This window comes from Reyranella sp. GW821-FHT14A01 (assembly GCF_058803965.1).
The window spans coordinates 76,295-92,306 of record NZ_JBXAPM010000016.1 but is presented as its reverse complement, the minus strand read 5'-3'; the positions used below and the strand labels follow the sequence as shown (position 1 = coordinate 92,306).

Annotated in this window: 19 protein-coding genes; 5 read left to right on the top strand and 14 right to left on the bottom strand. The window is 65.6% G+C overall.

Features of this window, described 5'->3' with window-relative positions:
- Positions 1–36 precede the first annotated feature (36 nt).
- On the top strand, positions 37–933 hold the full coding sequence (locus AC1ROX_RS25670) for an ABC transporter substrate-binding protein (protein WP_493130600.1): 897 nt from the start codon (positions 37–39) through the stop codon (positions 931–933).
- Positions 934–984: 51 nt separating this feature from the next.
- Here AC1ROX_RS25670 and AC1ROX_RS25665 read toward each other — a convergent pair whose 3' ends face one another.
- The gene (locus AC1ROX_RS25665; RefSeq protein WP_493130598.1) at positions 985–1,215 is read right to left on the bottom strand and encodes a hypothetical protein; all 231 of its coding nucleotides are present in this window, start codon (positions 1,213–1,215) and stop codon (positions 985–987) included.
- 107 nt (positions 1,216–1,322) lie between these two features.
- On the opposite strand from AC1ROX_RS25665, the gene AC1ROX_RS25660 reads away from it, so the two are divergent.
- Positions 1,323–2,387 carry an Ldh family oxidoreductase gene (locus AC1ROX_RS25660; protein WP_493130596.1) on the top strand — a complete coding sequence of 355 codons (1,065 nt, stop codon included), beginning with the start codon at positions 1,323–1,325 and terminating at the stop codon, positions 2,385–2,387.
- A gap of 11 nt (positions 2,388–2,398) precedes the next feature.
- Positions 2,399–2,860 carry a hypothetical protein gene (locus AC1ROX_RS25655; RefSeq protein WP_493130594.1) on the top strand — a complete coding sequence of 154 codons (462 nt, stop codon included), beginning with the start codon at positions 2,399–2,401 and terminating at the stop codon, positions 2,858–2,860.
- Here AC1ROX_RS25655 and AC1ROX_RS25650 read toward each other — a convergent pair whose 3' ends face one another.
- The gene (locus tag AC1ROX_RS25650; RefSeq protein ID WP_493130592.1) at positions 2,861–4,057 is read right to left on the bottom strand and encodes a CaiB/BaiF CoA transferase family protein; all 1,197 of its coding nucleotides are present in this window, start codon (positions 4,055–4,057) and stop codon (positions 2,861–2,863) included.
- Between the two features lie 242 nt (positions 4,058–4,299).
- Here AC1ROX_RS25650 and AC1ROX_RS25645 point away from each other — a divergent pair, with 242 nt between their 5' ends.
- Positions 4,300–5,343 (top strand): hypothetical protein, encoded by a 1,044-nt coding sequence (locus AC1ROX_RS25645; RefSeq protein WP_493130590.1) that lies wholly within the window; start codon positions 4,300–4,302, stop codon positions 5,341–5,343.
- Positions 5,344–5,380: 37 nt separating this feature from the next.
- Here AC1ROX_RS25645 and AC1ROX_RS25640 read toward each other — a convergent pair whose 3' ends face one another.
- From AC1ROX_RS25640 to AC1ROX_RS25595, 10 genes are all read right to left on the bottom strand, one after another.
- Complete coding sequence (locus AC1ROX_RS25640) at positions 5,381–6,229, bottom strand: TauD/TfdA dioxygenase family protein (RefSeq protein WP_493130589.1); 849 nt, start codon at positions 6,227–6,229, stop codon at positions 5,381–5,383.
- A 79-nt stretch (positions 6,230–6,308) separates the two neighbouring features.
- Positions 6,309–6,698 carry a hypothetical protein gene (locus AC1ROX_RS25635; RefSeq protein WP_493130587.1) on the bottom strand — a complete coding sequence of 130 codons (390 nt, stop codon included), beginning with the start codon at positions 6,696–6,698 and terminating at the stop codon, positions 6,309–6,311.
- A 23-nt stretch (positions 6,699–6,721) separates the two neighbouring features.
- Positions 6,722–7,159 (bottom strand): hypothetical protein, encoded by a 438-nt coding sequence (locus tag AC1ROX_RS25630; protein WP_493130585.1) that lies wholly within the window; start codon positions 7,157–7,159, stop codon positions 6,722–6,724.
- Positions 7,160–7,193: 34 nt separating this feature from the next.
- Positions 7,194–8,012: a polyphosphate kinase 2 gene (gene ppk2 / locus AC1ROX_RS25625; RefSeq protein ID WP_493130583.1), complete on the bottom strand. Its 819-nt coding sequence runs from the start codon at positions 8,010–8,012 to the stop codon at positions 7,194–7,196.
- A gap of 157 nt (positions 8,013–8,169) precedes the next feature.
- A complete protein-coding gene (locus AC1ROX_RS25620) occupies positions 8,170–8,805 on the bottom strand; it encodes a hypothetical protein (protein WP_493130581.1) in 636 nt (211 codons plus the stop codon).
- 168 nt (positions 8,806–8,973) lie between these two features.
- Entirely contained in the window at positions 8,974–9,594 is a 621-nt protein-coding gene (locus AC1ROX_RS25615) for a Crp/Fnr family transcriptional regulator (RefSeq protein ID WP_493130579.1), read from the bottom strand.
- A gap of 254 nt (positions 9,595–9,848) precedes the next feature.
- Positions 9,849–10,298, bottom strand: coding sequence for an ion channel (locus tag AC1ROX_RS25610; RefSeq protein ID WP_493130577.1), 450 nt, complete (start codon positions 10,296–10,298; stop codon positions 9,849–9,851).
- Between the two features lie 10 nt (positions 10,299–10,308).
- Positions 10,309–11,403 carry a calcium/proton exchanger gene (gene cax / locus AC1ROX_RS25605; RefSeq protein WP_493130575.1) on the bottom strand — a complete coding sequence of 365 codons (1,095 nt, stop codon included), beginning with the start codon at positions 11,401–11,403 and terminating at the stop codon, positions 10,309–10,311.
- Between the two features lie 22 nt (positions 11,404–11,425).
- Positions 11,426–11,764: a hypothetical protein gene (locus AC1ROX_RS25600; protein ID WP_493130573.1), complete on the bottom strand. Its 339-nt coding sequence runs from the start codon at positions 11,762–11,764 to the stop codon at positions 11,426–11,428.
- 20 nt (positions 11,765–11,784) lie between these two features.
- The gene (locus tag AC1ROX_RS25595; RefSeq protein WP_493130571.1) at positions 11,785–12,006 is read right to left on the bottom strand and encodes a YMGG-like glycine zipper-containing protein; all 222 of its coding nucleotides are present in this window, start codon (positions 12,004–12,006) and stop codon (positions 11,785–11,787) included.
- 129 nt (positions 12,007–12,135) lie between these two features.
- On the opposite strand from AC1ROX_RS25595, the gene AC1ROX_RS25590 reads away from it, so the two are divergent.
- Positions 12,136–13,854 carry a dihydroxy-acid dehydratase domain-containing protein gene (locus AC1ROX_RS25590; protein ID WP_493130569.1) on the top strand — a complete coding sequence of 573 codons (1,719 nt, stop codon included), beginning with the start codon at positions 12,136–12,138 and terminating at the stop codon, positions 13,852–13,854.
- Between the two features lie 142 nt (positions 13,855–13,996).
- On the opposite strand, the gene AC1ROX_RS25585 is transcribed toward AC1ROX_RS25590, so the two are convergent.
- Entirely contained in the window at positions 13,997–15,154 is a 1,158-nt protein-coding gene (locus tag AC1ROX_RS25585) for an ABC transporter substrate-binding protein (protein ID WP_493130567.1), read from the bottom strand.
- Positions 15,155–15,181: 27 nt separating this feature from the next.
- Positions 15,182–16,009: an ABC transporter permease gene (locus tag AC1ROX_RS25580; RefSeq protein ID WP_493130565.1), complete on the bottom strand. Its 828-nt coding sequence runs from the start codon at positions 16,007–16,009 to the stop codon at positions 15,182–15,184.
- Between the last annotated feature and the right edge of the window lie 3 nt (positions 16,010–16,012).

Sequence of the window (16,012 nt, the reverse complement as noted above, 5' to 3'; positions counted from 1 at the left end):
ATAACGAACAAGGCCGTTCGTACACGAGGTCCCGGAATGGAACGCATCAATATCGAGTTCACTTTGTTCTCGGCCTTCTACTCGCCGCTTATTTCGGTGATGTCGGGTGGGTTCCTGAAGGCGGAAGGTCTGGAGGCCGACTGGAGAGTCTCGCCGCCCGGCGTCTCCGCGGTCAAGGCACTTGAGGAAGGCCGGGCCGATGTCATCCAGTCGGCGCCAAGCCAGGCCTTCGCCTCCCTCGCCAAGGGCGAGACGCCCACGGCCGTTCATTTCGCCCAGATCAACGAGATGGACGGGTTCTTCATCACGGGCCGGGACGCCGATCCGGACTTCGACTGGAAAAAACTCGAAGGGTCCGAAGTAATCCTCTTCGGCGGCGGCCAGCCCCTCGCGACGTTCATGTATGCCTGCCACAAGGCAGGCATCGACTTTGGCAAGCTCAAGGTCATCAGCGTCGGTGGCGCAGAGGACATGGACAAGGCCTTCCGGGCCGGCAAGGGACAATACGTCCAGCAGCAAGGGCCCTTCCCGCAGCAACTCGAGGCCGACGGGATCGGCCATGTCGTTGCCCAGTGCGGCCCGAAGATCGGACCCGTCGCCTTCTCGAGCCTGGCGGCGAAGCGCGACTGGCTGCAAACCGACGTCGCCCAGGCGTTCACGCGTGCCTATACGAAGACCAGGGCCTACATGCTGGCGACGCCGGCGATCGAGATCGCGAAGGCGCAGAAGCCCTATTTTCCGTCGACCGATGTCGAGGTCCTGGCGCGGTGCATCGCGAGCTATCAGAAGCTCGGCTGCTGGACCCCGCATGTCGAGATCACGCGCCCGGCGTTCGAGGTCGCGCTCGACATGTTCGAGCATTTCGGAGCGCTCAAGGAGCGGTACGCCTACGATCAGGTCTGCGCGCCGCCTCCCGCCACTCATGGATCGTAAGGTCGTCCTGGACGTTCACTTCAGTCCGAGACGGGCGGCCCCGTGTAGCAGTTAAGTCGCGCCGTATCCCAGGAGATAGGGCGTGAAGAGGTTGAGGTAGACGATCGAACTCCACGGCGACGTGTCGAGGATCAGGTCGCGCAACAGGGCAATCTGGGCTGCGTGCTGGGACAGATCCGCCATCGGGAGGCGGGCCGACAGCCAGAATATCGCGCCTCCAGCCAGGACCGCCGCAGCAAAGCCGATCCGCTCCAGCCCGATGGACCGGACTCTCTTCAACATGAATGCATCGCTGGATCAGAACCCGCCGCTTTCCCTCGCTGCATAATAGTGATCATCTCTCCGGCTGCCACTGGCCGATCATGAGCCGACCGAAGGAGGAAGATTAAGTGCCCGCGTCCTACGAAACCCACCGCAAGCAGCTCGAACTGATCCTCGAAGCCTGGGGCATGCCCAAGGCGACGGCGGCCGGCACCGCCGAGATCATGAGCTGGGCGGACCTGCACGGCATCGACACGCACGGCATCTCGATGGTGCCGCCCTATGACGAGCGCCGCCTCGGCAACAAGCTCAACGTGACGGCAGAACCGAAGGTCGTGAAGGAGACCCCGGTGTCGGTGCTGATCGACGGCGGCGGCGGCCTCGGCCATCCCGCCGGCCGGCGCGCCATGGAGATCGCCATCGAGAAGGCGAAGAAGACCGGCATCGGCGTCGCGGCGGTGCGCAACTCGGGCCATTTCGGCGCCTGCGGCTTCTATGTGCTGCAGGCGGTCGATGCCGGCTTCATCGGCATGGCCACGACCTCGGCCAGCGGCATCAACATGGCGCCGACCAACGGCGCGCAGGCCCGCCTCGGCACCGATCCGATCGCCTTCGCCGCGCCGGCCAAGCCGGGTGAGCCGTTCCTGCTCGACATGGCGACCACGACCGTGGCGGCCGGCAAGATCCGCAACAAGGCGAACGAGAAGCTGCAGACGCCGACCGGCTGGCTGGTGACCAAGGACGGCCTGCCCAGCACCGATCCGCACGAGGTCAGCAAGGGCGGCTTCATGACGCCGCTTGGCGGCACGCCGGAGGGCAGCAGCCACAAGGGTTACGGTCTCGGCGCCATGGTCAACATCCTGAGCTCGGCCCTGTCGGGCGGCGTGATGGTGACGGACCCGACGCGCAACACGCGGCCGGGCCCGATCGATATCGGCCACTTCTTCCTGGCGATGGACCCTGGCATGTTCCGCGACACCGCCGACTTCCAGGCCGATGTCGCTTCCTTCTGCGACACGCTGCGCGCCACACGGCCGGCCGATCCGGCGAAGCCGGTGCAGGTCGCCGGCGATCCCGAACGCCGCACCGCCGCCGCGCGGATGAAGACGGGCATTCCTGTCGGCCCCAACCTGCTCGCCAAGGTCAAGGAAATCGCAATCGCCTCGGGAGCGGACTGGATCATGGAGGGCTGACGATCCTCTCCATGCCCACCTCGTGGCAACCCTCGCCGGCGCGGCTGCTGCCCGCCAATCCCGCGCTCTACGACGGACCGCTGCTTTCCTTCTGGGCAGCGATCGTCTGGCTCGGCGTGATCACCGTGCGCTCCTGCATCCATCTGCTGGCACCGGATGGCGGCGCGCAGTCGATTGCCACGATCGACGTCACGACCGTGGCCGGCGGCTCGAACATCGTGGCCCTCTTCGGCCAGTGGGGCGCAATCCAGCTCCTCCTCGCCCTGCTGCTCTGGGTGCTGCTGCTGCGCTGGCGTGGAACGGTGCCGCTGGTGCTGCTGGTCTTCACGCTCGAGCCGGTGCTTCGAGGGTTCGCCGGACACCTCAAGCCGGTGACGACGATGGGCACGGCCCCCGGGGCCGCGCTGAACTGGTTCGTGCTGCCGGCTATGGCATTCTTCTTCTATCTGTCGCTCTGCCCGTCACGGCGCTGATTATGCGGCCGCGCCAATGGCCTTGGCGCTGAGCAGCGCGTCGATATCGGCTTCGCTGTAGCCGACTTCCGCGAGGACCTCGCGCGTATGCTGGCCGAGCGTCGGGGGCATGCGGCGGATGGCGGCCGGGCTTTCCGAGAAGCGCGCCGGCGGGCGGGCCTGCTGGATCGTCCCTTCGGTCGGATGCTCCAGCTTCTGGAACAGGCCGACGGCCTTCAGATGGGGTTGCTCGCCGACTTCCGTCATCTTCGCGAACGCGGCATGGGGCACGTCGATCTTGAGCAGCAGCGCTTCCCATTCCGCGGTGGTCCGCTCCAGCGCGATCTTGCTCATGCGCTTGTAGATCGCGTCGATGTTGGCCGCCCGCTTGATCGGATCGCGAACCGAGAATTCCTCGATGCATTCGGGATGGCCGACCGTTTCGAAGAAGGTGCACCAGTTGTCGCCGGAGTAAGGGAGCATGGTGAGCCAGCCGTCCTTGGTCTTGACCGGCTTGCGCTCCTTGACGCGCTTGTAGCCCGCGGGCCCGATCGGCGGGACGAAGGCGTGTCCGCCCAGCATCTCGATGCTGTTGAAGGCCGCGACCGTCTCCAGCATCGGCACTTCGACGAGTTGGCCCTTGCCGGTGCGCTCCCGATAGACCAAGGCGGCGGCCACGGCGCCGGCGAGCGCCAGGCCGCAGAGCTTGTCGCCGACCAGGCTCGGCACGAACGCCGGCTCATCATCCGTGCCGATGGAAGAGGCAAGGCCCGACGCAGCCTGCACGATCTCGTCGAAGGCCGGCCGCTTGGCCCACGGCCCGTCCTGGCCGAAGCCGGTGGCGGCCGCATAGATGATCCTGGGGTTGAGCGCCTTGCAGGCCTCGTAGCCGAAGCCAAGCCGCTCCAGCGCGGCCGGGCGGATGTTGGTCACCAGCGCGTCCGCCTTGGCGATCAGGCGGCGAAGCACCTCGGCGCCGCCTTGGGTCTTCAGGTCGACCGCCACGCTGCGCTTGTTGCGGTTGGCGGCCATGAACTGCCCGCTCATGCCCCGGTTCCGGAACTGGCCGGTGTAGCGCCACTGGTCGCCGGTGAGCCCCTCGACCTTGATGAGGTCGGCGCCCCAGTCGCCCAGCGTCTGGGCGCCGAAGGGGCCGAAGAGGACGGTCGTCAGGTCGAGAATACGGATGCCGGCGAGCGGCCCGGTCGGCTCGGTCATTGCAAATCCTGCAGAGGGTCGGTTCGACCTCTCAGATAGACAAGCGCGCGAGCCAACGAAAGTGCGGCCAGCCGATCACCGAAATGCAATGGCTGCAGAGGTCTCTTTGCCGCATCAGACTGCGTACGTCGGGCCCGAGGTCAGGCGCCGCATGTGGCGACGCATGCATGATAGTCGTCGATGGCGTTGCGCATCGGTGCCGGTGATCTTCATGCCGCCGACCACCACCCGGGCGGCCTGCAATGGCAATCGCCTCGCTCGGTTGCAATTTGTCTGTTCACGACATCCATTCCAGCCATATGCTCTCTCCGGCGCCGCACGGCGGGAGCGTGCCGAGGGAGCAGCCAGATTGGCGGTGCATCACCTTGGGGTTGGCCATGTTGAAGATGTTTGCGCCCGTGCTTGCAGTTCTCCTGGCGTGGTCTCAGGCGAACGCCCAGCAATACGCGTTCTCCGACATCGATTGCCGCGAGTCCCGCCTGGCCCCAATCCCGAACGTCAGGTGTGTCGCCACGAATGTCATCAGTGGGGGCGGCGGTCCAGGCGGCGTGTTCCGCATTTGGCACCTGTACGGGAAAAACCGCTATCTCAACGTCCAACTGCACGAGGCTCTCGATTCGAATTCCTATATCGATGCGCCAGGCACGGCCACGGGCGATTATCTCAAGCGGAGGGATTCCCGAGCCAGGTCCGCGGCAGAGTTCGTGGGTCCCACTCATTACAACGGTGCCGACTATCTCCTTTTCAAGGCAGCTACCGGCGAGGAATGCGGCGGGTTTCGCCGATACGGTCCCGCGCGCGGGCTTGGATTTTCATGGATCTTGGGCGGCGTTGCATGCGAGCCCAAGGGACGAACATTCTCCGACGAACAGATGAAGCAGTTCATCGATAGCATACGCCTCCAATCTTCAGGGGAAGCAAAACCTCAGGTGCTGTCCACTGCGGCCACGATGCTTGCCGGCGGTGAATGGGCCGTGGGTCGATGGGAGGGCAACTTGTCCGCGCCGCCATCGAGTGGAGAACCGCCTACCGCTCCTCGTCTGCGCACGCTCATCGTGCAGAAGGGCAACAACGGCGCCGCAACGTGCCTCTGGTTCATCACCAACGATCCAAACTCCAGGCAATGGACGAGAAACTGCAGGATAGGCCCGGAGGGCGTCTCCCTGGAAACGGCCGCGGAGTCGCTCGTCGAACTGCGCCGCTCCGGTCCGGATGGCCTGCAGGGGCGGTTCGTGCCTGCTGGAGGGACGAACGAATCCCAAGCCCAATTGAGGCGTATCAAGTAGCGACTTTGTCAGCAGGAGTTGGCGCGAGTTTGCCGCATCAGACCGGGTTGGTCGGCCCCGAGGTAAGGCGACGCATGTGGCGGCGCATGCCGTGATAGTCGTTGATGGCGTTGTGCATGGTGCGCCGGTTGTCCCAGATCGTGATCGTGCCGGGCTTCCATTGGACGCGGCATGTGAACTCGGGCCGCGTCGCATGCGCCTGCAGCCAGTCGATCATCGGTTTGCTTTCTTCCGGCGTCATGCCCTCGAAGGCGATGGTGTGGCCGATGCTGCAATAGAGCGCCTTCTGGCCGGTCTCCTCGATCGTGCGCACGATCGGATGCACCGCCTCGTAGGAATCGGCATCGTCGGTGCCGGTGATCTTCATGCCGCCGACGACCGAGTGATGCGACTTGCGGCCGCCGAGATGCTTGAGACCGGCGCTGTTCACGCCCTTCAGCGTGCCCAGCATCTCCTTCATGCGATCCGACAGGCTCTCGTAGGCCGCGACCGTGTCGCAATAGAGCGTGTCGCCGCCGCGGTCCGGCGTCTCCAGCGCATAGAGCAGGGTCGCGAGCGGCGGGGTCGTCATGTAGGTCGTGTCGGAATGCCAGCCGCCGCCGAAATTGCGCTTCTCGGACGGCTCCTTGACGACGTCGAACAGGAACGGGAAGTCGTCGAGGCCCTTCACGAAGGGATAATGGTTGGGTTCCCCGAAGCGCGCGCCGACCTCCATCATGTCCTGCGGCGACAACTCCTGGTCGCGGATCGCGATCACCTTGTAGTCGAGGAATGCCTGGTGGACCTCGGCCCAGTCATGGTTGTCCATGCTGCGCAGGTCGACGCCCGTCACCTCGGCGCCGAGCGAGCCCGCGATCGGCGTCACGGTGATGTTGCCCTTGGCCATGCACTCCTCCTGATCTTCTCGCCCTCGATATGTGGCGATTAAAGACCCTGAAGGGACATGACCGCAATCGCCCGGCCGCTCACGCCGCCTTTTGGAAGGTTACCGCGACGTCGTAGGTCGAACCGCGGGTGTATCGCCCGCTCAGCGCGTTGCCCTCGCGCTGCAGAACGTATCGCCCGCCCAGGGCCGATTCGATCGTGAGCGTGCCATCGGCGACCGTGCCCTGGTTGGTCTGCTTCGCCGGATCTGCCTTCTCGCCGAAGGTGGAGACGAAGCCCTTGAGGGTAAACTCCATCCTGCCCTGCACGAGGCCGTCGGCGCCGACGCCGCTGACGATGAGCGAGGCCTCGCCGATCCCGGGGACTTCGCCCTTCCAGGTTCCGACGAAGGAGCCGCCACCCGACTGGGCAAAGGCCGCCGAACCCAGCGACGTCAGGAACGCCGCGACGAAAACTCTACGCGACTGCATGTCGATGCCCCCGATCCGCACGATCAGCCCCAGCTCAACGTGATCGCGATATCGCCGGGCATGCCGCCCGGATAGTCGATGATGTGATAGCGGATATGGTAGCCGAGCGGACGCAGCTGGCGCTTCCAGAATTCGTACATTTCCTTCGGCAAGCCGGTGAGGGTGCTCTCCCAGCCTTCTTCCACCTGATTGATCGCCCGGCCGCCGTCGGTGCAGATGTCGTTGGGGAAGCGCAGCACCTGGACGGCGGTCAGGCCGTTGTCCATCGCGCGGCTGATGATGAGCGAGGCCTTCTCGCTCGCCTGCTCGTCGGTCAGTCCCGACGGCGCGAGCAGGTGGTCGTGCAAGGCCTTCTTCTCGGCCTCCTCGGCCTGCTGCGCCTTCAGCGCGGCCGACGCCTTGGCCGCTTCCGACTCGGCGATCTTCATATGCAGTTCCTTGACGCTCAGCAGCTTGGACATCCTGACCTCCTGGAAAGGAACAAAGGCGTGGCGCCTAAAATTTCTCGGCGACGTGGCGGCGATCGGCGATCGAAGCGCGGTCGTCGTACGCGCGCTTGCTGGACCGCGACGGCAGCTTCGCCTTGGCGCGGCTGACCTTCTTGTAGGGAATCTGTGACAGGATATGCGCGATCACATTCAGGCGCGCGCGCTTCTTGTCGTCGGAATGGACGATGTGCCAGGGCGCGTGATCGGAGTCGGTGTACTGGAACATCAGGTCGCGCGCCCGGGAATAGTCGTACCAGCGCGAGTAGGACTCGACGTCCATCGGGCTCAGCTTCCACTGGCGGACGGGATCCTCGACCCGTGCCTTGAAGCGCCGGTCCTGCTCCTCCTGCCCGACCTCGAGCCAGATCTTGATGAGCCGCAGGCCGCCTTCGATGACGAACTTCTCGAAGACGGGGCAGATCTCGAGGAAGCGCTGATGCTGCTCGGGCGTGCAGAAGCCCATCACGTACTCGACGCCGGCGCGGTTGTACCAGCTGCGGTCGAAGATCACGATCTCGCCGCCGGCCGGGAACCGCTCGACATAGCGCTGGATGTACATCTGGGTCTTGTCGCGGTCGGACGGCGCCGGCAGCGCGACGACGCGGAACACGCGTGGGCTGACCCTCTCGGTCAGCGCCTTGATCGTCCCGCCCTTGCCGGCGGCGTCGCGGCCCTCCAGCACGATGACGACGCGCTCGCCGGAAACCTTGATCCAGGCCTGCAGGCGGCAGAGCTCGACCTGCAGCTCGCGCAGCTCCTTCTCGTAGATCTTGCGCTTGAGCTTTTCCGGGGCATGGCCGGTGCCGTTACCGTTCTTCTTGGACATACGCACCTCGACGGGCGTGAAGGAGAAACGCTATCCCCGATCATCCGCCCGGCCCTTGATTTTGGTCAACCCGCATGGCTAACGACGCGAAACCGGGCGCTGCAATTCCTGCAACGCCCGGCATTCTCGGCACCATCGCCCGCAGGCGGCGATCGCCTTAGCGGATGATCTTCACGGCAATCGCCGTCTGGTGCGTCCAGACGGTGTTGACGATATCGCCGGGCTTCAGCGTGCCCAGGGCCTGCTTGCCGGCCTCGGTCTGAATCTGCGGCAGGGTGATGACCTCGCCGCTGTTGGGCGACGGCTCTTCCGGCCGGCCGTTCGAGGCGTTGATGATCCAGAGGCCGCCGTTGGGCGGCGAGACCTGGGTGACCATGCCGGACATGCTCCACATGCGGATCGGCTCGCGCGCGCCCGGGATACCGGTCAGCTGCGCGCCCTTGTCCATCAGCGCCTTGGCCTGGGCATCCGTCTGCGGCGACTTCTTGGCGATGAGCACGTCGATATAGTCGAAGTAGTTGCAATCGACGATCATGCCTTCGCGCAGCGACGGGTAGTTGGCGACCAGGTCAGAGGCGCGCATCTTGATGCGGCCCATGTCTTCCCAGGTGACGTTGAGGATGCGGCGGTCGGGATGCAGCCCGTCGATCTTGCCGCGCTTGAAGTTCTGGTAGTTGTTGGTGACCACGAACTCCTGCGCCGAAGCCGTCGTGGCGAACGCGGCCATGCCGGTTGCGGCAAGCGTGCCGCCCGCCATCAGCTTCAGGGCGTTGCGGCGGGATGAATACGTCATTGTCGGTCTCTCCCCTCGTGTTGTTTGACGACTGGTTCCCCATGGCCTGCCCCGGCCAAGGGTCCGCTCGCCAGGACGGCGAGCCTCTGTCACGGGGCCGCGCCTGTCCTTGACCAATATCAAGCCATCAGCCCGGTCCGATTGGGAAGTCCCCTTCCGCGCACGGCACTAGGCCGTCACCTTGCCCGCCTGGCGAAGCCGTTCGTGATCCAGGATCACGACTTCGCCGCTCTCGACCAGGGCGATGATGTTGCGGCTCTTCAGCTTGCCGATGGACCGGCTCACCGTTTCGATGGTCAATCCGAGATAGTCGGCGATCTCGTTCCGGCCCATATGCAGCGCCAGGGGCTGGGCCGGGCACACGTGCCGCTTGGCATAGAGCGCGCTGATCTCGGCGAGGAAATGCGCCACCCGCTCGGTCGACCGGAGCTGCCCGAGCACCAGGGTCAGGATGCCGGCCTGCTTCAGCGCACTCGACAGGGCCTCGACGAGGGCCGCTCCGAGGTCGGGGTTCTGGGCGACGAAGGCATCGAACTTGCGCCGGTCGAAGGCACAGGCCTCGACATCGGTCAGCGCCTCGCCCTCGAAGGCATAGGTGCCGTTCTTCTCAAGATAGCCGACGCAGTCGCCGGGCGCGCGCAAGGCCGTGATCTGCCGGCGTCCGTCGTCGAGCGTCTGCGAGACCGCGACGATGCCCTTTCGAATCTTGAAGAAGGCGCCCATGGGATCGCCGGCGCGAAAGAGCGTCTCATGCTTCTTCCAGTGCCGGATGCCTCCCAGCGAAAGCATATGCTGCAATCGGGCGTCGTCCAGTGGCCTGCAAAGATTGAGCGTCCTGCCGATGCATGTGTCACAAGGCAGGCTTGGCGCGACCTTGAGCGGTTGCGGCGGGCCGAAGACCAACGGCCGACCAAGGGTTGTACCGTTACGCACCATGCTGACATAACATGGCTGCCATGAATTAGCCATCTGGCGTCCGGAGCGAGCGAAGTTTTCGGCGTGGGCCGCAAATATCGAAGCACCCCAAGGGTTTAAGCGCTCGGTCAGCCCGTTCGGTCATCCGGTGGAGGCAGCGCCGAGACGATCGACAGGGCCCGCCGCAGGACTTCGAAGATCACGGCCGTCGACCAGCCGAACATCAGCACTCCGCACATCGCCGTCGTCGGCCCGATCAGCCGCCACCGTTCGACCGGAACGACGTCGCCGTAGCCCAACGTCGTGTAGTTCACGAAGGCGAAGTACAGGACATCGGCGCCGGGCGGCACGGCGCCCACCAGCTCGTAAGTCAGCGCCCAGACGAAGACCTCGAGACCGTGCGCCATCATCAGGACCGAGACGGTGGCCACCATCACGGCGACCAATCGGAGCGAAGGCCCGGACACGGAAGCCGCCACGACTCCGTGCGACACGCGCACGACCGCGAGCATCACGAGGGCATGGATGGCGATGTTGCCGATGCAGGCGGCCGCCCCCACGACGAACTGCAGGAGCATGCTTCGCGCCTCAGGCCGGGATCGCGAACACGGTGATTGCCATCACGACATAGACGGCGATGAGCTGCACGCCGGTGAACCAGGTCGACTTGCCATCGAGGAGCAGGATCGAGGCGACGAAGGTCGCGGCCAGGACCAGGAAGACCTCGACGCCGGAAAAGGCCAGGCTGAGGGGCTCCGGCGCCACGAAGAGGCTGAGCAGCACCAGCAGCGGCGCGACGAACAAGGCGATCTGCGTGCTGCTGCCGATGGCGATGCCGACCGCCATCTCCATGCGGTTGCGCATCGCGACCAGCACGGCGGTGCTGTGTTCCGCCGCGTTGCCGACCACCGCGACCACCACGACACCGACGAACAGGTTGGAAAGGCCGAGGGCGCCGGCGGCATGCTCGACGGTCCCGACCAGAATCTCGCTCATCCAGACGATCAGCACCGTGACCACGGCCATGACCCCGACCGTTAGCGATACGGGCCACGGCGTCCCGTGATGCTCCCCCTGCGCGGCCGGCTCCTCGCCCCGAAACAGGTCGGCATGGGTGCGCAGCAGGAACAGGAGGCTGAGTGCGTAGACCACCAGCAGGACCGCCGAGACCACCACGCTGTAGGTGACGGAAAGGTTTGCCATCTCGCTGGAGCCCGTGGCATCGAAGATCGACGGCACCAGGATCGCGATCGCAGCCAGCGCCATCATGCCGATCTGCGTACGCACACCGATGGTGGCGAAGCTCTGGATTTTGTACTTCAGGCCGCCGGCCAGAAACGCCGCGCCCAGCACCAGCAGCAGATTGCCGATGATCGACCCGGTCAACGATGCCTTGACCACGTCGAGCATGCCGGCGCGCAACGCCACGAGAGCGATGATCAGCTCGGCGGCATTGCCCAGCGTGGCATTGAGGAAGCCGCCGATACCCTCGCCGAGACGGGCCGCCAGCTTCTCCGTCGCCAGGCCCAGCAGGCCCGCCAGCGGGACGATGGCGACGCAGGCCAATACGAAGACCAGGAGGGGCGATTCCGGACGCGCATGATGCGTCCAGGCGGCGATCGGCACGGCCAGCAGCAGCCACGCCAGCGGCGCCTCGGCCAGTACGCTGCGCACCGTCTTCATCGAGTTTGCCTTGACCTGTTGATCAGCGCTTCGGCAACCGGCTCGATTCGGCCACGATGGCCCGATCGATCACCGTGAAGAGGTAGGCATCGGGCGCAAGCGTGCAACCGCCGCGGACCAGGTTGGCGAGCTGGGCGCCCTGCTCGCCGTCCGGGATCGTGACGCCGCGGCGCTGCGCGGCATGGTTGGCCAGGAACACGGACAAAGCGATGCGCTGGTCCGGCGGCATGACATGGGCTTCGCGGCAGGTGACATAGGCCGCCTGGTCGAAGGTGAGGGGCGTAGCCTGAGCGAGGGCCGCCGAGACGCCGGCGGTGAGCGAGGCGAGCGCGGTCAACAGGGCAAGCGTCCGGCTTGTCATCTGGCAATCTCCCAAGGTCACTACCTGCTGTTGCCGATGGCCGTGCCGCCGATATAGCCGACGGCGCCGCCGATCAGGCCCGCGCCAACGACCGTTCCGAAGCTGCCGCCGGAAACCAAGCCGATGCCGGAGCCCAGCGCAGCGCCGGTGACCGCGCCTTTCTGGCCGGGCGACATGTTGTCGAACTGGTCGCAGCCGCAGGTCATGCCTGCGAGGGCAATCAACAGGACCATGATACGCATCGATTCCTCCCCTGATCCCACGATTGTGCGCGCTCCCGCCGGTCGCCGTGTTGACTAAAATCAAAGAGGAGCCCGACTGTAAATTGGCGTAGAAAATGGCGCCGAAAACCTCCTTCCCGCGGGAACGACATGAAAAAAGACAGCAGCACTTACTGGAAGAAGTCCCGCGTAGAACTTCGGGCCGCCGGCTTCGAGCCCGACAAGACGGCGAAGACCAGCGCTGTCGTCACGATCGCCAGCGCCTATACCAATGCCCATCGCTGCAACAACCGGGTGCGCACGATCGGCGACCTGCTGGTGGAGTTGCTGGCCGAGCGCGGCGGGAATGGCCTGATCGTCGGCGCGCCGGCGGTTTCCGACGCGCTGACGCAAGGCACGCCCACGGCCGGCTACAGCCTCGTGTCGCGCGACGTGGTGGCCGACTGTTTCGAGATCGGCCACTACGCTCATCATGGCGACGCGATGATCGTGATCTCGGGCTGCGACAAGACCGGCGCCGCCGCCCTGATGCCGCTCGCGCGCACCAACGCGTTCGGCCTGGTCCTCTATCCCGGCACCAGCTCGCCCGGCCGCGTCTCGTTCGGCGCCTGGGCGGCCAAGGGCAACAACCTCACCATCATGGACTATGTCGAGGGCCGCGCCGCCAACGAGGCCGGCCGCATCTCGGGCGAGGAACTGCTCGAACTCGAGAGCAACGTCATGCCGGGCAGCGGCACCTGTGGCGCGATGTTCACCGCCAACACGATGAGCACGATCGCCGAGGCGATGGGCATGATGCTGCCGCGCGGCGCCTCGCATCCGGCCGACTACAAGGCCGGCAGCGACATCCATGCCGACGTGCGTGCCCAGGCCAAGGCCTCGGTCGATGCGCTCTATGCGCTGATGGAAGCCAACATCCGCCCGCGCGACATCATGACGGAGAAAGCCTTCGAGAACGCCATCGCGACGGTCTACGCGATGGGCGGTTCGACCAACATGTATCTCCACCTGCTGGCCATCGCGCGCGAGGCGCAGGTGCCGATCACCATCGAGCGCATCCAGCAGGTCGGCGAACGCATGCCGCTAATCTGCAACCTGCAGCCGCACGGTCCCTATGCGATGGTGAGCCTGCACGAGATCGGCGGCGTGCCCATCGTCATGAAGGAGCTGCTGCGCAACGGCTTCCTCCATGGCGACGTGATGACGGTGACCGGCAAGACGCTGGCGGAGAATCTTGCCTCCGTGCCGACCCTCGAAGAGCTGGGACAGCAGGACATCGTGCTGCCCGTGTCGAAGCCCGCGGCACCGGCGAACAACCATATCAGCGTGCTCAAGGGCAACCTCGCACCGGAGAGCTGTCTCCTGAAGCTCAGCGGCAAGACCCTGGAGAAGGGCGAGTTCCGCGGCACCGCGCGCGTGTTCGAATCCGAGGCCGACACGATGAAGGCGATCCGCGCCGGCGAGATCGTTCCCGGCAACGTCGTCGTGGTGCGCAATGTCGGCCCGGTGGGCGGCCCCGGCATGCCCGAGATGGTGATGCTCACCATCCAGCTCCAGGGACGCGGGCTGGGCGAGGACGTGGCCCTGATCACCGACGGCCGCTTCTCGGGCGTCAGCCACGGCATCCTGATCGGCCACATCTCGCCGGAAGCCGCCCGCGGCGGCCCGATCGCCGCCGTGCGCGACGGCGACACGATCGTCATCGACCCGGGCAAGCGCACCTTGAACCTCGAAATCCCCGACGAGGAGCTGGCCCGTCGCATGGCCGACTGGCGCCCGCCCGCCACCGAGGACCGCCCACGCCCGGGCTCCGTGCACGACAAGTACACGAAGCTGGTTTCGTCGGCCCACTACGGCTGCGTGGTCTAGCAATGGAGCACGCCACTCCAGTGGCGCTCAAGCTTCGTCGACCGGCAAGACATGAGCGCCACTTCAGCGCGGAGGTTACTCCGCGCGCAGTGGCGCGCTCCAATGAGGCGGCTTGGCCGGCTCGACTTCAAGTCGACCCGCTCTACGTCGCCAGGAACTCGTTCCACTTCTCGGTGTAGTATTCGAGGTTCTTCGGCCGCGTATTCCAGACGAACACGCGCTCGGCGCGGTCGGCCAGCGAGCCGCCGTCGCGGCCGACGCCGCCATAGACTTCCTTCACCAGCTTGGGATCGAGATACTTCTCGTAATTGTCGACCGTCGAGAAGTAGCCGATCTCCGACTGGCGCGCGCCGGGGTAGCCTTCCATCCAGTAGTTGAGCCACTCGTAGCAGGCATCGAGGTTCTTGCTGCCGGCGGCGATGCCATAGCCGTTGCACCAGGCGCGATAGCCTTCCTTGGCCACGGCGTAGTGCACCGGGATGCCCTTGCTCGCCACTTCGACGACCACCGGCCACCAGGCATCGGCAATCCAGACCTCCTCGGAGGCCATGAGGTTCACCAGCTCGCCATAGGCCTTCCACATCGCGCGGAAGTGCCCTTCCTTCTTCTTCTCCTTCAGGAAGGCCACGACCGTGTCGACTTCCTTCTCGGTCATGTTGCTGATGTCGACCGGGTTGAGCAGGCCGAGCGCACGCATGCCCATGGCGGCGTTCAGCATGCCGAGCCAGTCGATGCCGAACATCGCGACCTTGCCGCGCCATTTGGGATTGAACAGCTCGCCCCAGGACAGGGTGTTGTTCTCGGCCGGGATCTTGCCCGCGTTGTAGCCGATACTGTCCATCTGGAAGAACATCGGCGCGAACGACACCTTGGTGCGCGCCTCGTCGAGATACATCATGCGGCCCGGATTGGCGCCGAAGCCCAGCGGGGCGGTCGGCGTCGCGCGGCCGTCCTTCAACAGGGGATGCAGCTTCGACCAGTTCGGCAGCCGGGAGATGTCGATCGGCTGCAATAGCTTTTCGCCGTTGGCGAAGGCCGCGAACGGCGCGTCGAGCAGGACGCAGTCGACCGGCGCCGTGCGCAGGCGATCGACCCTCACCTGGGTCGAGGGATTGACGAAGGGGCGCGGCGTGATGCCGGTGCGCTTGGAGAATTCGCCGAGGATGGCCTCGCGCATGTCGTAGCTGGCGCCCGCCAGGTTGATCTGCTTGGCCTGGGCGAAGGCTTGGCGGCCCAAGGCGGGTGCGGCAAGGGCCGAGGCGCCGGCCGCGGCCAGCAAGTGACGACGTCTGATCGACATGGCGAATCTCCTTTTTCTCTACAACTGTCAGGACCTCCGAACGGCCGTCGATCGCCGCATCGCCCAGAAGGCGACGGTGAAGAGCGTGATGGCGATCAGCGAAAAGAACGTCGTGGCGGTGCCGACGGCATAGATCTCCGGGGTGAGCTGGCGGTCGAGCTGCGCCATGACGGCGAGCGGCAGGGTGAGCTCCGGCCCGGTCGTGAACATGCTGCGCGCATACTCGTCGTAGGACAGCGAAAAGCCGAACAGTCCCGCGCCGATCACGCCGGGCAGGACGAGCGGCAGGGTGATGCGCCGGAACGTGGTCAGCCGCGACGCGCCGAGCGTCAGCGCCGCCTCCTCGATCCGCGCGTCGAAGCGGTTGAAGACGGCGAGCATGGTCAGGAAACCGAACGGCAGGGTCCACGAGACCTGGACCATGAAGGTCGTGGTGTCCCAGGACAGTTCGACGTCGAGCAGCCGCATCATGATGGCGAAGCCGAAGCCCACCAGGATGCCGGGCGCCATGAGGCCGAGCAGCATCAGGTAGAAGAACCAGCCATTGCCGCGGAAGCGCCCGCGCATCGCCTGGGCCGCCATCACCGACAACACGATGGTCGTCGCCGAGCAGGCGAGCGCCAGCAGCGTCGAGCGCAGCAGCGGCGGCTTGAAGTCGTTCATGACGCTGGCCCGCCACAGCTCCTCGTACCAGTGGAACGACGTGCCGTTCATCGGGAAGGTCGTGCCACCGGTCGGGCCGCTGAACGACAGCAGCGCCAGGGTGAAGATCGGCAGCCACTGATAGGCGAGGAACGCCAGGGTGAGCGTGCCGAGGATCCAGCCGGTGACTCGAAGGCCAAGCTTCCCGCCCATGTT

Bases quoted from the DNA above. Each gene is read 5' to 3' on its own strand.
- AC1ROX_RS25640 (WP_493130589.1), bottom strand. From the start codon at position 6,229: ATGGCCAAGGGCAACATCACCGTGACGCCGATCGCGGGCTCGCTCGGC.
- AC1ROX_RS25615 (WP_493130579.1), bottom strand. From the start codon at position 9,594: ATGCTTTCGCTGGGAGGCATCCGGCACTGGAAGAAGCATGAGACGCTC.
- AC1ROX_RS25620 (WP_493130581.1), bottom strand. From the start codon at position 8,805: ATGACGTATTCATCCCGCCGCAACGCCCTGAAGCTGATGGCGGGCGGC.
- AC1ROX_RS25665 (WP_493130598.1), bottom strand. From the start codon at position 1,215: ATGTTGAAGAGAGTCCGGTCCATCGGGCTGGAGCGGATCGGCTTTGCT.
- AC1ROX_RS25655 (WP_493130594.1), top strand. From the start codon at position 2,399: ATGCCCACCTCGTGGCAACCCTCGCCGGCGCGGCTGCTGCCCGCCAAT.
- AC1ROX_RS25610 (WP_493130577.1), bottom strand. From the start codon at position 10,298: ATGCTCCTGCAGTTCGTCGTGGGGGCGGCCGCCTGCATCGGCAACATC.
- AC1ROX_RS25645 (WP_493130590.1), top strand. From the start codon at position 4,300: ATGGCAATCGCCTCGCTCGGTTGCAATTTGTCTGTTCACGACATCCAT.
- ppk2 (WP_493130583.1), bottom strand. From the start codon at position 8,012: ATGTCCAAGAAGAACGGTAACGGCACCGGCCATGCCCCGGAAAAGCTC.
- AC1ROX_RS25670 (WP_493130600.1), top strand. From the start codon at position 37: ATGGAACGCATCAATATCGAGTTCACTTTGTTCTCGGCCTTCTACTCG.
- cax (WP_493130575.1), bottom strand. From the start codon at position 11,403: ATGAAGACGGTGCGCAGCGTACTGGCCGAGGCGCCGCTGGCGTGGCTG.
- AC1ROX_RS25650 (WP_493130592.1), bottom strand. From the start codon at position 4,057: ATGACCGAGCCGACCGGGCCGCTCGCCGGCATCCGTATTCTCGACCTG.
- AC1ROX_RS25585 (WP_493130567.1), bottom strand. From the start codon at position 15,154: ATGTCGATCAGACGTCGTCACTTGCTGGCCGCGGCCGGCGCCTCGGCC.
- AC1ROX_RS25635 (WP_493130587.1), bottom strand. From the start codon at position 6,698: ATGCAGTCGCGTAGAGTTTTCGTCGCGGCGTTCCTGACGTCGCTGGGT.
- AC1ROX_RS25630 (WP_493130585.1), bottom strand. From the start codon at position 7,159: ATGTCCAAGCTGCTGAGCGTCAAGGAACTGCATATGAAGATCGCCGAG.
- AC1ROX_RS25580 (WP_493130565.1), bottom strand. From the start codon at position 16,009: ATGGGCGGGAAGCTTGGCCTTCGAGTCACCGGCTGGATCCTCGGCACG.
- AC1ROX_RS25595 (WP_493130571.1), bottom strand. From the start codon at position 12,006: ATGCGTATCATGGTCCTGTTGATTGCCCTCGCAGGCATGACCTGCGGC.
- AC1ROX_RS25600 (WP_493130573.1), bottom strand. From the start codon at position 11,764: ATGACAAGCCGGACGCTTGCCCTGTTGACCGCGCTCGCCTCGCTCACC.
- AC1ROX_RS25590 (WP_493130569.1), top strand. From the start codon at position 12,136: ATGAAAAAAGACAGCAGCACTTACTGGAAGAAGTCCCGCGTAGAACTT.